The organism is Prochlorococcus sp. RS04 (assembly GCF_001989455.1).
Taxonomy (GTDB): domain Bacteria; phylum Cyanobacteriota; class Cyanobacteriia; order PCC-6307; family Cyanobiaceae; genus Prochlorococcus_A.
The window spans coordinates 1,357,789-1,372,131 of the sequence record NZ_CP018346.1 but is presented as its reverse complement, the minus strand read 5'-3'; the positions used below and the strand labels follow the sequence as shown (position 1 = coordinate 1,372,131).

Annotated in this window: 13 protein-coding genes; 7 read left to right on the top strand and 6 right to left on the bottom strand. The window is 32.3% G+C overall.

What is annotated here, in order from left to right:
• Positions 1-549 precede the first annotated feature (549 nt).
• The gene (locus tag BS621_RS07530; RefSeq protein ID WP_077142377.1) at positions 550-834 is read right to left on the bottom strand and encodes a cytochrome B; all 285 of its coding nucleotides are present in this window, start codon (positions 832-834) and stop codon (positions 550-552) included.
• A 144-nt stretch (positions 835-978) separates the two neighbouring features.
• Between BS621_RS07530 and BS621_RS09260 the strand changes: the two genes are divergently transcribed.
• A complete protein-coding gene (locus BS621_RS09260; RefSeq protein WP_156858209.1) occupies positions 979-1,140 on the top strand; it encodes a hypothetical protein in 162 nt (53 codons plus the stop codon).
• A 166-nt stretch (positions 1,141-1,306) separates the two neighbouring features.
• Here BS621_RS09260 and ychF read toward each other — a convergent pair whose 3' ends face one another.
• Positions 1,307-2,398 (bottom strand): redox-regulated ATPase YchF, encoded by a 1,092-nt coding sequence (ychF, locus tag BS621_RS07525; RefSeq protein WP_025941865.1) that lies wholly within the window; start codon positions 2,396-2,398, stop codon positions 1,307-1,309.
• A gap of 144 nt (positions 2,399-2,542) precedes the next feature.
• On the opposite strand from ychF, the gene BS621_RS07520 reads away from it, so the two are divergent.
• The 5 genes from BS621_RS07520 (at position 2,543) to BS621_RS07500 (ending at position 9,681) form a co-directional block, all read left to right on the top strand.
• Positions 2,543-3,604 (top strand): efflux RND transporter periplasmic adaptor subunit, encoded by a 1,062-nt coding sequence (locus BS621_RS07520; RefSeq protein WP_025970337.1) that lies wholly within the window; start codon positions 2,543-2,545, stop codon positions 3,602-3,604.
• Positions 3,601-6,531: a DNA polymerase I gene (gene polA / locus BS621_RS07515; RefSeq protein WP_077142376.1), complete on the top strand. Its 2,931-nt coding sequence runs from the start codon at positions 3,601-3,603 to the stop codon at positions 6,529-6,531. Before BS621_RS07520 ends, polA begins: the two co-directional genes overlap by 4 nt.
• A gap of 24 nt (positions 6,532-6,555) precedes the next feature.
• Positions 6,556-8,025 carry a cysteine--tRNA ligase gene (gene cysS, locus BS621_RS07510; RefSeq protein ID WP_077142375.1) on the top strand — a complete coding sequence of 490 codons (1,470 nt, stop codon included), beginning with the start codon at positions 6,556-6,558 and terminating at the stop codon, positions 8,023-8,025.
• Positions 8,026-8,107: 82 nt separating this feature from the next.
• The gene (locus tag BS621_RS07505) at positions 8,108-9,337 is read left to right on the top strand and encodes a 1-deoxy-D-xylulose-5-phosphate reductoisomerase (protein ID WP_077142374.1); all 1,230 of its coding nucleotides are present in this window, start codon (positions 8,108-8,110) and stop codon (positions 9,335-9,337) included.
• A 2-nt stretch (positions 9,338-9,339) separates the two neighbouring features.
• On the top strand, positions 9,340-9,681 hold the full coding sequence (locus BS621_RS07500) for a (2Fe-2S) ferredoxin domain-containing protein (RefSeq protein ID WP_077142373.1): 342 nt from the start codon (positions 9,340-9,342) through the stop codon (positions 9,679-9,681).
• On the opposite strand, the gene BS621_RS07495 is transcribed toward BS621_RS07500, so the two are convergent.
• From BS621_RS07495 to BS621_RS07480, 4 genes are read right to left on the bottom strand one after another with little or no spacing between them, the layout of a single operon-like run.
• Positions 9,671-10,759, bottom strand: a complete 1,089-nt coding sequence (locus tag BS621_RS07495) for a YheT family hydrolase (RefSeq protein ID WP_077142372.1) — start codon at positions 10,757-10,759, stop codon at positions 9,671-9,673. The genes BS621_RS07500 and BS621_RS07495 overlap by 11 nt on opposite strands.
• Positions 10,740-12,179: an NAD(P)(+) transhydrogenase (Re/Si-specific) subunit beta gene (locus tag BS621_RS07490; RefSeq protein WP_077142371.1), complete on the bottom strand. Its 1,440-nt coding sequence runs from the start codon at positions 12,177-12,179 to the stop codon at positions 10,740-10,742. Before BS621_RS07490 ends, BS621_RS07495 begins: the two co-directional genes overlap by 20 nt.
• Before the next feature lie 8 nt (positions 12,180-12,187).
• Positions 12,188-12,481: an NAD(P) transhydrogenase subunit alpha gene (locus tag BS621_RS07485; RefSeq protein WP_011863273.1), complete on the bottom strand. Its 294-nt coding sequence runs from the start codon at positions 12,479-12,481 to the stop codon at positions 12,188-12,190.
• A gap of 12 nt (positions 12,482-12,493) precedes the next feature.
• Positions 12,494-13,624, bottom strand: coding sequence for a Re/Si-specific NAD(P)(+) transhydrogenase subunit alpha (locus tag BS621_RS07480; protein WP_077142370.1), 1,131 nt, complete (start codon positions 13,622-13,624; stop codon positions 12,494-12,496).
• 127 nt (positions 13,625-13,751) lie between these two features.
• Here BS621_RS07480 and BS621_RS07475 point away from each other — a divergent pair, with 127 nt between their 5' ends.
• On the top strand, positions 13,752-14,330 hold the full coding sequence (locus BS621_RS07475) for an EF-1 guanine nucleotide exchange domain-containing protein (protein ID WP_075438930.1): 579 nt from the start codon (positions 13,752-13,754) through the stop codon (positions 14,328-14,330).
• The last annotated feature ends 13 nt before the right edge of the window (positions 14,331-14,343 follow it).

Below are 14,343 nucleotides of genomic sequence, written 5' to 3'. Positions count from 1 at the left end.
AAGGAACCATGTAACCCAAATAGGAGGAAGAAATCTGATTAAAAAAGAAATTTTATACATATAAAATGGGGCATTTTCACTTTGAAATAAATTCATCAAAAAGGAAGATATAGTTACCCAAAGTAAAATTATTAATATATTTGCTCCCAACAAAGCGAACTTATTTTTTTTGAATATTTTTGGCATAGAAAAAATTTTTTATATTCTTAATTTTAAATAATCTCGGGAAATAAATTATACATTTTCAAAAAAACTTCAAATTCAAAATCCATATCCAAATAAAAAAAGTACTAAATTTCAATCCCTCTCCAAATAACAATCCAAAAGCGAAAGGAGGAGAAAATATTACAAAAAGAATAGAAAGTAAACTAAATAACGCAAATGATCCTCTTAGAAAAAAATTCTTTCTTTTTGTTCTTCTTAGATTTTTTAAAGTATTCCACTCCCATTCGATAAACTTATAGAACTTTTCTGATAATAAAAAAAAATACTTCATTAATATTATTAATTTCTATCGGCTTTTCTTATTTATAAAATTAATTTCAACTGTTAGCAATAAACCTTATCCCCTTCTTCCGAAAGATAGTAAATTTTATTTTCTGAACTTACGAAGAAAGTTAGTCCCTTATATTGTGATCTTTTAAATTTATCTAATCTAACTTTGTGTATATCCCAATTATCAGTACTTATGTCAGGATTAAATTCTTGTTCTTTTAAGAAAGGTACATAAGTTTGACTAATTGTTGTTTTTTTGGCCGACTTATTGTTTCGTTTTGAATAAAAAAATAATAAAAATAAAATTACAAAAAAAAGAATTAATAGTATATTTATCATTTTCAATTTTTCTAATTGGAAAAAACTTTATTTTGGAGAATCAAGAACTTTTCACAACAAATTTCTTAGTGAGTAAAAAATCCTATTTTTATATTCTTGTATTTTTGAATACTTATCAAGGGGTTACCTAAATCAGATTATAAAATGAGTCGCATTTTGAACATGACTCAAAATTCCATGAACACTCCTTATGCAAAAAGAGTAGCTGAAAAATTTAGGGAGGCTCAAAACTATTTAAAAACTAATGGTTTTAGTAGATCAACTAAACATTTACTGGAAGATATTGAAAATTCTGTTGAAAAATAATGCCAATACCCCCTCACTTACCACAATTACAATATGGCTACGATGATGGTTTTACAACCATTGTTTTTGGGTTAATAGGAAGTTGCTTAGGATGTATCTTGATTTTATTAATTTCATTTTTTGAATTTAAATTCAAAAAGCAAAATAGTAAGCCTTAAGAGACTTACTAAACGTTAAATAAGAACTCCATTACATCACCTTCGTTAACAATATATTCCTTACCTTCACTTCTTAAAAGACCTTTAGTTTTTGCATTGGCAATTGAACCTGAATCAATTAAATTTTGATACGAAATAGTCTGAGCTCTTATAAATCCTTTTTCAAAATCAGTATGAATTACTCCTGCTGCCTGTGGCGCAGTCATCCCATCTTTTATTGTCCAAGCTTTTGTCTCCTTTTCTCCGGTAGTGAAATAAGTTTTTAATCCCAATAATTTATATGTTGATCTAATTAATGAACTTAATCCCCCTTCTTCTACTCCTAAGCCAATAAGGTAGTCTTTTTTATCTTCTGGTTCTAACTCTATTAATTCAGATTCGACTTGCGCTGATATTTTTATACATTCTGTATTTTCATTGCTTGCAAAACTCTGAACTTTTGATGAAAAATCATTACCTTCAGCTAAGTCATTTTCATTCAAATTAGTTGCGTAAATAATTGGTTTAGCAGTAAGGAAGCCTAATTGCTTAATTATTAAATTTTCTTCTTCATTCAAAGATATTGATCTAACTGAAAGGCCTTTCTCTAGCTCTTCTTCAATTTTTTCTAGTAAGGTATCTTCTTTAGCTGCCTCTTTACTAGTTCTAACCTGTTTTTTAATTCTTTCTCTTCTTTTTTGGAGTTGAGATAAATCAGCTAAATTCAATTCTAGATTAATTATCTCAATGTCATCCAGGGGATCTACCTTTCCAGAAACATGAATTACATCACTATCTTCAAAGCACCTTACAACATGAACTATTGCATCAACCTCCCTAATATTTGATAAAAATTTATTTCCCAAACCTTCGCCTTTACTAGCTCCTTTTACTAGTCCTGCGATATCTACAAATTCAATTTTTGTTGGGATAATATTTTGGCTAGAACTTAAATTACCTAACTCTTGCAACCTTTGATCTGGGACTGAAACTATGCCTTTATTAGGTTCTATAGTACAAAAGGGAAAATTAGCCGCTTGGGCCTTAGCATTTTCTACAAGTGCATTAAATAGAGTTGATTTTCCAACATTTGGTAATCCAATAATACCTGCTTTTAACATTTGAAAAAACTTATGGAAAAATTATCAAGAAAACATCTTCTAGTAATATAGTATTTACTTAACCAATCTTGGATAAGTTAATTATAATCGTCTTGATTATTTATTTAGTTCCTAAATATCCTCTAATTCTGCTTTTAAAAAGAAATGTTTGATTTAATAAAAAAAAATATAAATCTAAGAAGTGGAATTATATTGCTTTCTCTAGCTATATTTTTCGTTTTTATAACCAATTCCTTCAAGAAAAATAAGTCAAAAGATATTTCTGATTTTGTAGTTCAAGTTGAAAAAGGAATCCTCTCAGATTCAATTAATACTAGTGGTGAAGTAAAAGCAATAAGGACAAGCAATATTGGGCCTCGGAAGCAAGGCGTAATAAAAGAAATCAAAGTAGATGAGGGCGATCTTGTAAAAAAAGATCAGGTTTTAGCTTCTCTTGATGATGAAGATTTTATCTATAAAATTGAAGAACTTGAATTAAATGTAGAAAAACAAAAATCTGAATTTTTAAGAAGGGAATATTTATATCAAGAAGGCGCAGTAAGTAAAGAAGACTATGAAAGTTATAAAAATAACTACAACATTAGTAGCGCAAAACTTAATGATGCAAAAGCTGAAAAAAGTTTCTATCTAATTAAAGCTCCTTATGGAGGAAAGATAACTGCAAAATATGCTGAGATAGGATCTTATGTCACACCAAGTACAAACTTAAGTTCGGACCCTAAAACCAAAAACTTTATTTTTGAACTATCAGAGGGCCTAGAAATTGTTGCTAAAGTTCCTGAGAGTGACATTGGCAGAATAAAAATAGGTCAAGAAGCCTCAGTAAGAATTGAGGCTTATCCCTCAAAAAAATATAGTGCAATAGTTAAAAAAATAGCTACAAGAGCTGTAAAAGATAATAATGTAACCTCATTCGAAGTAACTTTAAATTTTAAAGATATTTCTGAAGAAATTAAAATTGGAATGACTGCAGATCTTGAATTTAGAGTCGAAGGTAATGAAGAAAAAATCTTAGTACCAACAGTTTCTATTGTCACTGAAAAAGGTGAAAAAGGAATTTTGAAAGTTGATAAAAACAATTCTCCCAAATTTGAAAAAATCGAAATTGGTATTAGTAGTGGAAATAAAACTTCAGTAATTAATGGATTAGAACCTGGAGAGCAAATCTTTATTGATATTCCACCTTGGGCTAAGAAGAGAAAATGAGTTTAAAATCTGAAAACTCTAAAAAACCAATTTTACTTTTAGTCGATGGCCACTCACTTGCATTTAGAAGCTTCTATGCATTTAGCAAAGGGATTGATGGAGGTTTAACTACCAAAGAGGGATTTCCAACAAGTGTCACTTATGGATTTCTAAAAAGCCTTCTGGATAATTGTAAAAATATTAGTCCTGAGGGTGTTTGTATTACGTTTGATACCGAAAAACCTACTTTCAGACATGAATTAGATCCAAATTATAAGGCCAATAGAGATGTAGCACCAGATGTTTTTTTTCAGGATATTGAACAACTAGAAATCATTTTAGAAGAAAGCCTTAATTTACCAATTTTTAAATCTCCAGGATACGAAGCAGATGATCTCCTAGGCACAATTGCAAATGATGCTTCTTCTAAAGGATGGTGCGTGAATATTCTTTCTGGAGATAGGGACTTATTTCAATTAGTAGATGATCAAAAAGATATTTATGTACTTTATATGGGTGGTGGTCCATATGCGAAAAGTGGAAATCCAACTCTTATGAATGAAAATGGAGTAAAAGAAAAATTAGGTGTTGCGCCAGAAAGAGTAGTTGATCTCAAAGCCCTAACTGGTGATAGTTCTGATAATATTCCAGGTATTAAAGGAGTAGGGCCAAAAACTGCAATTAATCTACTAAAAGAGAACGATACGCTTGATGGAATCTATCAGGCTTTGGACAAGATTCAGCAGAACAACGATAAGAAATATAAAGGATTCATCAAAGGTTCAGTTATAGAAAAGCTCAGAAACGATAAACATAATGCTTTTCTTTCCAGGGATTTAGCAAAAATAAATACTGAGGTACCTTTAATTTTAAGTAACGGTTATGAATTAAAAAATATAAATCAAGAACTACTTTCTGAGTCACTGAAAAAATTAGAACTATCAACACTACTTAGACAAATTGATATTTTCAATTCAACTTTCAGCAAAGGTGGTTTTGACAAAAATAATGTAGCTAAAGAGGAGGAGAAAGCACCAAAAGTCGCAGGCAATAATGAATTAGAAAATAGTGAAAATAAAATCCCTAAAATCAATGTGACTGTTGTAAATGATTTTGAATTACTTGATAAATTAATTCAAAGATTAGAAAAGACCAATGAGATAGTTTCTTTAGATACTGAGACTAATAGTTTAAATCCAATCGATGCGGAACTTGTTGGGATAGGACTATGTCTTGGAGAAGAAAATGATGATTTATTTTATATACCTCTTGGTCATCAAACAAAAAATGAGACCCCCAATCAATTGTCGATTGAAGATGTTTTCTCAAAACTAAGAACTTGGATAGAAGATCCAAAAAAAGAAAAGGCACTCCAAAATTCTAAATTTGATAGGCAAATATTTTTTAATCACGGACTTGATCTTAAAGGCGTAACCTTTGACACTTTGTTAGCAGACTATCTTCTTAATAATCAGGAGAAGCATGGGCTAAGTGAAATTAGTTTTAGATTATTTGGATTTAAGCCTCCTTCATTTAAGGAAACAGTTGGAAAAAATAAAGACTTTTCATTTGTTGATATTGATGAAGCGAGTATTTACTGCGGTTATGATGTATTTCTAACTTTTAAGATTGTCAAAATTTTTAAAGAAAGATTTTCAACAGAAAAAAATGATTTAATCAAATTGTTCGAAGAAATCGAGCTGCCCTTAGAGCCGGTATTGTCTCAAATGGAAATAAATGGAATAACCATTGACATCCCTTATTTAGATAAACTCTCAAAAGAACTAAAAAGTACCTTAGAAGATATTGAAAGTAAAGTTTATGAATTAGCAGAGGAGACTTTTAATCTATCTTCACCAAAACAACTTGGTGAGATCTTGTTTGAAAAATTAAACTTGGATAAGAAAAAATCACGGAAAACAAAAACAGGATGGAGTACAGATGCGGTAGTTCTTGAAAGATTAGTCGACGAACATGAAATAATCCAACATTTAATAAAACATAGAACTCTTAGCAAATTACTTAGCACCTATATTGATGCTCTTCCAAATCTTATAAACGAAAAGACAGGAAGAGTTCATACAAACTTTAATCAAGCTGCTACAGCGACTGGGAGACTAAGTAGTAGCAATCCTAATCTTCAAAATATCCCGGTTAGGACTGAATTTAGTAGGAGAATCAGAAAGGCATTCTTGCCTGAAAAAAATTGGAAACTTTTATCAGCTGATTATTCTCAGATCGAATTAAGAATACTTGCTCACTTAGCAAATGAAGAAATACTAATTAATGCGTTTCATAAAAATGATGACATTCATTCTTTGACTGCAAGATTAATTTTCGAAAAAGAAGAAATATCCTCTGACGAAAGGAGAGTTGGGAAAACAATAAATTTTGGAGTTATCTATGGAATGGGGATAAAAAAGTTTGCCCGTTCAACAGGAGTAAGTACTCCAGAGGCAAAAGAATTCCTAATAAAATACAAAGAAAGATATTCAAAAATTTTCAAGTTTCTTGAACTCCAAGAAAGGCTGGCCTTATCAAAAGGTTATGTAAAAACAATTTTTGGTCGAAAAAGAGAATTTAAGTTTGATAAAAATGGACTTGGAAGATTAATTGGAAAAGATCCTTACGAAATTGACCTGCAATCTGCAAGAAGGGCTGGCATGGAAGCACAGTCATTAAGAGCCGCAGCTAATGCACCAATTCAGGGTTCAAGTGCAGACATTATTAAAATTGCAATGGTTCAACTAAATAAGAAATTCATAGAAATGAATGTTCCCGCAAAAATGCTTTTACAAGTACATGATGAATTATTGTTTGAAGTTGAACCAGATTCTTTGGAAATTACGACGAAATTAGTAAAGAAGACTATGGAAGATTGTGTAAAATTAAATGTGCCTCTTTTAGTTGATATTGGTATTGGAGACAATTGGATGGAGACAAAATAAACCTTATGAAATACTTAATTTAAGATGATCAAACTTTTTAATACTTTAAGCAAAAGAGTTGAGGTTTTTAAGCCTATTGATGATGTTGTTAAAATTTATTGTTGTGGAGTTACTGTTTATGATTTATGTCATCTTGGTCATGCAAGAAGTTATATAGCTTGGGATGTATTGAGAAGATTTTTAATTTACAGTGATTTCAAAGTAAAGTATGTTCAAAATTTTACAGATATTGATGACAAGATCTTAAAAAGAGCTAGAGAAGAAAGCAGTTCAATGAAGGAAGTATCTGAAAAAAATATTATTGAATTTCATAAAGATATGGATTCTTTAGGAATAATGCGTCCGGATAGTATGCCAAGAGCAACGAATCATATATGCAATATCTGCTCCTTCATAACAATCCTTGAGGACAAAGGTTATGCATACTCTAGGGATGGAGATGTTTATTATTCTGTTTTTAAAAATAAAAATTATGGAAAGCTAAGTAATCAAAATATACAAGAACAAAATATTAATCAGCAAGGAAGAATGGCTAATGATGAAAATAGTAAAAAACTTAATCCGCAAGATTTTGCACTATGGAAAAAAGCCAAAGATGATGAACCATTTTTTGATTCGCCATGGGGCAAAGGTAGGCCAGGATGGCATATTGAATGTTCAGCGATGGTTAAAGATGAATTAGGAGATACTATTGATATCCATTTAGGTGGTTCTGATTTGATTTTTCCACATCATGAGAATGAAATCGCCCAATCAGAAGCAGCCAATGGCAAAAAGCTAGCTAACTATTGGTTACACAATGGGATGGTCAATGTAAATGGACAAAAGATGAGTAAATCCCTTAAAAATTTTAAAACTATCAGAGAGCTAATTAAGTCAGGCATAAGCCCTATGACTTTGCGATATTTTGTTATGACTGTGAATTATAGAAAACCACTTGATTTTACTGAAGAAGCTTTAAGGAGTGCTTCAGAAGCTTGGAAAAATATTAATATAGCCCTTTCTTTTATTGACCTTACAAAAGATACTTTTAAATCTATTAATAAAAATGAATCTATCGAAGAAGAATATAAAGAGAAAATAAGTTTTGAATTATCTCAAAAAATGCTTAAATTTTCTGAGGCTCTGGGAAATGACCTTAATACAGCTGGTGCAATTGCAATTATTTACGATTTAGCGAAACCATTAAAAAACTTTTTAAACCAATTTCAAAGGGTTGAAGGTTTTAAAATAGACCTAAATGAAAAATTCTTTCTACTTGAGAATTTTAAAACCCTTGAAAAGTTGACTGAGGTGCTTGGTCTTAAAAAAGAGGTTTTAGTAAAAGAAAGTAGAATAACAGAAGAAGAAATATCATCGCTTATTAATGAAAGATTGAAAGCAAAAAAGGAAAAGAATTATGCAAAGGCTGATGATATCAGGAATTTATTAAAAGAAAAAGGTATTGAACTTATTGATCAATCAAAGGAAATAACAACATGGATAAGGGTCTAAATTTTAAGAAAAAAACCAATTTGAAATTTTTGTTTTTTAAATACACCTTTAAATGGGAAGATATTAGAAATATCAGAGAAAATTGAAATACATTACTGTGCTCGGTTCTACTGGTTCAATAGGGACTCAAACTCTCGAAATTGCTAGTGAGCAGCCTGATAAGTTTAAAGCCGTAGCTCTTTCGGCAGGAAGAAATATTAATTTATTAACAGAACAAGTTAAAACACATAAACCAGAAGTAGTTGCGATTGAGGATGAAAATCTTATAGAAGATTTAAAAGATAATATTAATAACTTAGATTTGGATAGTGCTCCCTTGGTTTTGAGTGGAAAGGAGGGGATTAACGCTGTTGCAGCGTGGGATAAGGCAGATACTGTGGTAACAGGGATAGTAGGCTGTGCAGGCTTAATTCCAACAATGTCAGCAATAAATGCGGGGAAAAATATTGCACTTGCTAACAAAGAAACTTTAATTGCGGCAGGACCAATTGTTATTCCAGCATTAAAGAAAAATAATAGTAGGCTTTTACCTGCTGATTCAGAACATTCTGCTATCTTTCAATGTTTACAAGGATTACCCAATTATGAAAATGCAGATTTTTCTACAGGAGAGATACCTAAAGGTTTAAAAGCCATACATTTAACAGCTTCTGGTGGTGCTTTCAGAGATTGGGCCGTTGAGGATTTAAAACATGTCACAGTGGAAGATGCAACTTCACATCCTAATTGGGATATGGGAAAAAAAATAACTGTAGATTCTGCAACTCTTATGAATAAAGGATTAGAAGTTATAGAAGCTCATTATTTATTTGGGACCTCTTACGAAAATATCGAAATAGTTATCCACCCTCAAAGTATTATTCATTCAATGATTGAGATGGAAGATTCTTCAGTATTAGCTCAATTAGGTTGGCCAGATATGAAACTACCCATTTTATACGCGATGAGTTGGCCTGAAAGATTTAAAACAAATTGGAAAAGATTAAACCTAAGTGAAATTGGAAAATTAACTTTTAAAGAGCCAGACGAGTTTAAATATCCATGCATGGGACTAGCCTATGCCGCAGGAAAATCTTCTGGGACTATGCCTGCAGTCTTAAATGCTGCTAATGAAATGGCTGTTGAAAAATTCCTTAAAGAAAAAATTTCTTTTCAAGAAATTCCAACATTTATAAGTAAAGCCTGTGAATCACATATGGAGAATTTGAATTTGAGTCCCGCATTGGAGGATATTCTTGAAGTAGACAATTGGGCCAGACTTTTTGTTGAGCAAGAAATTAAAAAAGGGAAAAAATACGTAAGTATTGGATAAAAGTGAATATAAAAAAACATCTTTTACTATGTGCAACACCCACAAAACAGAAATGCTTTAAAGGCAACGAAGGTCAAAAAACGTGGGAATGTCTGAAAAAGACTTTAAAAAAATTTGAGAATGATCCCTCTACAAAAAACGTTCATATATTAAGATCAAAAGCTGACTGTTTAAGGGTATGCAAGAACGGTCCAATTCTTCTTATTTGGCCTGATGGTATTTGGTATGAGAAAGTTTCTCCAGAAAAAATTTCTGAAATTTTTACCTCACATGTTATTAACGGTAAGCCAATAGAAAAATGGATTTTCAAAAAAACACCATTTTTAAATAGTCCTATATACTAATAAACCAGTTCTTTACGACTTCATCTGACCAGCAGCCATTAATCGAATGAAAACCATTATGACCTCCTTTTTCAGTTATAAAAATAGTGAATTTATCAATAGATTCTTTTCTTAAATTCAAAGTATCCTTATATGGAACCCAGGGATCATCCTTCGCATGAATAAAAAGCATTGGAGGTAATTTTTTTATTGAGTTTTGGATTCTAAATATTGGAGAAGCTTTAATATAGTAATCTTCTAAAGAATTAAATCCCCAACTAGGAGCTGTAAATTTCTGATCAAATTCTCTTATACTTTTTAAATTTCTAATTTTTATTCTTAATTTCTCGTTATCAAGTAGTTTTCCTTCATCATTAAATCCCTCCCATAACTGATTTTTTAAGCGGTGAAGTAACCATTTTTGGTAGATAGAATTTCTAGGTTTTTCAATACAGAGACTGCATGAAGATAAATCCAAAGGGGTACTCACGCAGGCAAGACCATCTAAAAGTTTTTCTCCTTTGTTTTCATCGTAATCTAGGCAGGCATTTAAAAGAATTGTTCCGCCTAAAGATAATCCAACTCCGTAAATTGGAAGATTATTATTCCTTTTCATAAGATCTTTAAACTCTAAATTAATCAATTTTTTAAAATAATTAATTGCTGAAATAACATCACTGGAGCATCTAGCACAATAATTTCCTTTAGCTAAATATCTCGCTGATCCAGATCCTCTTAGATTTAATTTAAGAACACCAAAACCATTATTTGCTAATTTCCTAGAGATTCTTCTTAAACCAAACCGTTTAGTTGAGCCTCCTAATCCATGAGTAACGATTACAAAACCCCTAAGTGAGTCTAAGTTATCAGGTAATTCTAAAAACCCTAAAAGATAATCACATTCAAATTTTTTAGAAAGAATTTTATTAATCGGAAAGAATATTTTTTTATTTTTTTTTGATTTACCAAAATCAATAACAAAAGTATCTCTCAAAGTTTGTAAGTCGCCACCTATCCAAGGTAAAACTTCTTGAAATGGCTTATTTTTTAGGTAATCTGAAAAACTAAAAGATATGCTATTATTTCTCCCCAACCCCAAGATCCTTTAATTCTCCAATCAAATCATTCAGTACCTTTTTTGCATCACCAAAGACCATTGAGGTATTTGGTAAATCAAATAAATCATTTTTTATTCCGGAGTAACCTGCACTCATACCACGTTTAATTACAAATACCGTTCTTGCTTCCTGCACATCAAGAACTGGCATGCCATATAAAGGAGAAGAGCTATCATTTTTAGCTTGAGGATTAACCACATCATTTGCTCCTAAAACTAAAACAACATCCGTTGCTGGAAAATCAGGATTTACAACGTCCATCTCTTTAAGTTGTTCGTAAGGAACATCTGCTTCTGCTAAAAGTACATTCATATGTCCAGGCATCCTCCCTGCTACAGGATGAATTGCGTAAACAACTTCAATACCGTTTTGTTCTAATTTTTTTGTCACTTCCCTTAAAGTATGTTGAGCTTGAGCTACCGCTAGGCCATAACCAGGAACAATAATTACCTTGTTGGCTGCCTCTAAAGTCAATGCACATTCTTCAACACTGCAAGAAGTTATATTTGTATATTCTCCTGAACCAGAAGAGGTCGTACTTTGCGCAGATAAAGATCCTCCAAAAAGAACTGAGACCAATGATCTATTCATACCCTTGCACATTACTTGAGTAAGTATTAGACCTGCTGCTCCAACCATTGCGCCTGCTACTATCAAAAGCTGACTATCTACAACGAAACCTGCTGCTGCTGCTGCAATCCCTGAATAGCTATTTAATAAAGATATAACGACTGGCATATCAGCTCCACCAATTGGTAAAGTAACTCCAATACCTAATAAAGAAGAAACTATAACCAAAAGCCAAATAGAACTTGTATTGCCGTTTATCAAATCAAAAAAGGCTATCAAGGAAGCAACTGCAAAAACAATATTTACAAAATGTCTAACTTTGCTCTGAGTCCATCCTGGAGTTGACAACCAACCCTGTAACTTTGCCATCGCCACAATTGAACCTGTGAAAGTTATGGCACCAACAAATATAGAAACAGATATTGAAACTTCGTTAATCAGTGACTTAAAGAAATCAAAATTTTCTTGGCCACCAGACATAGGGAAAATAGCTACTCCTAAGGCCACTAAAAGTGATGACATTCCTCCACAACCATTGAACAATGCCACTGTTTCAGGCATGGAGGTCATAGGTACTTTTTTTGCAAGAATTGCTCCGAATAAACTACCTATGATTGATCCAATTATTATCCAAATCCAAGACTGAATAGCAATACCAGAAGTGCCTAAATAATAAGAAAGTAATCCTACTACTGATAGCGACATTGCAAATGCAGCTAATCTATTGGCATCCCTTGCTGACTTTACTTTTGACAACCCTTTTATTCCCAACGCCAGTAAAAGTACTGCTAGAAGGTCAATAACGAATTTAATGATTACAGGTAGATTCATGTTAAAAATTACTTCTTATTTGATGGTTTACGACTAAACATCGCGAGCATTCGATCAGTTACAAAGAAACCGCCTACAACGTTGAAAAGAGCGAATCCAAGAGAAACTGAACCAATGATTAAAAGTGGTACGTTACCTTCTGCTTTTACAATTAAAGTCAAGGCTGCAAGCATTGTTATTCCTGAAATTGCATTTGCTCCACTCATTAGAGGTGTGTGAAGAGTAGGAGGAACTTTTCCAATTAACTCGAGGCCTAACAAACTACCAAGTAAAAGAACCCAAAGAAGACTTATAAAAGACATAATTTTAAAACCTCAATTTTCAAAAACTTTATTTTGAAGAACAACTCCTTCATCGCTTAATAAACATCCAGAAATGAGTTCATCCTCTTTATCTAATTTAATTACACCATCTTTTATAAATGGTGTAATCAAAGATGTTAAGTTCTTAGCATAAAGTGAACTTGCATCATAAGGAACTGAAGAGGGTAATTCGCCCGCTCCTATAAGTTTTACCCCATCTTTGATAATAGTTTCATTTGATTTTGATCCTTCGCAGTTCCCTCCCTGAGAAACTGCTAAATCAATAACTACTGCACCAGACCTCATTTTTTCAATCATAGGAGAGTCTATTAAAACAGGGGCCTTTTTACCTAGAACTTGCGCAGTACATATAGCAACATCAGCTTCAGATAAATATTTAGTTAAAGTTGCCTTCTGTTTTGATAGGAATTCGGGTGTTACTGCTTTTGCATAACCTCCTGCCTCTCCGGGCTTTTCCTCAACTTCAGGAAGTTCTATAAATCTTGCTCCGAGGGACTCTACTTGTTCTTTAACAGCAGGTCTAATATCAGATACAAATACTATTGCTCCAAGTCTTTTTGCTGTCGCAACTGCCTGTAATCCTGCAACGCCTCCACCAAGAACCACTACTTTGGCAGGTTGGACTGTCCCTGCCGCAGTCATAAGCATTGGGAAATATCTATCTAACTCACTTGCAGCCAAAAGAACTGCTTTATATCCAGCAATATTGGCCTGTGAAGAGAGAACATCAGAAGATTGAGCTCTACTGATCCTCGGGAGCAACTCTAGTGATAAAGCTGAAATCTTATTACTATTTATAATCCTAAGAAGCTCCTTATTACCATATGGGTTAAGAAGACCAATAAGAACAGCGCCTTTCTTTAACTTAGTTAGATTATCCTCTGATGGAGTTTGAACACAAAATATTAAGTCAGCTTCACCCCAAATTTTTTGATCTACGTTGTTTATTATTTTTCCGCCCGATTCTTCATATGATAAGTCACTAAATCCTGATAATTTTCCTGCTGAACTTTCAATATAAACATCACATCCCAGGCTTTTTAATTTCTTTACAGCTTCTGGCGTAGCTGAAACTCTCCTTTCACCAGAGCTTGTTTCGGAAGGAATAAGTATCTTTGTCAATTTATTTATTTTTTTAACATACTAAATATAAATTGAAGAAAGTCAAAAGTCTTGGATTTTTGTTAAAAATATATTTTCTTTTCTATAAAAAATAGCTATCTAGAATATAGAGGTACTAAATAATCAAATGAGTATAAAAGCAATCGAATGTCCTGATGGAGTATGTCACAGTCATCATGGTGGACATGCTGTTCCAAGACAAGCAATGCAGAAAAACCTAGAAAAGCATGGTAAAGACTGGTGCGAAAAATTAGCAGAGAGAATTTATGAAATGTCAGTTGATACTTATTCACAGACAGTCATGCCAAGTCTGCACTCTGCGGGTTGGCAAAGAAGACATCTAGATTGGGAATTTAAGCTGGCAGAAAATGGTTCTGAACCTGATGAAGCTCTTGTTGAAGGAATTATTAATGCCACAGAAAGCTTTCTACGGAGTAGTGAGGTACATCGATTATTTATTCAAGAATTAGTTCAGGGCACATTCGAGGAAGCAAATGATAAAAAAATAATTTCTAAAGCAATAAAATCTATCATTGAAGAAGAAATTGTTAGTTCACTAAGAGAAAAGAAAGAAACACTTTTAAAAAAAATATCCGCAAAATTAATATCAGAAGAAAAAGTTAGCGAGGAACTTGCAATAAATTCAGCTAAAGAGGGTTTTGAGGAAGTTGAAAGGCTACTTGCAAATCACAGCGAGGCAGTCTAACTTTATTTCTTTA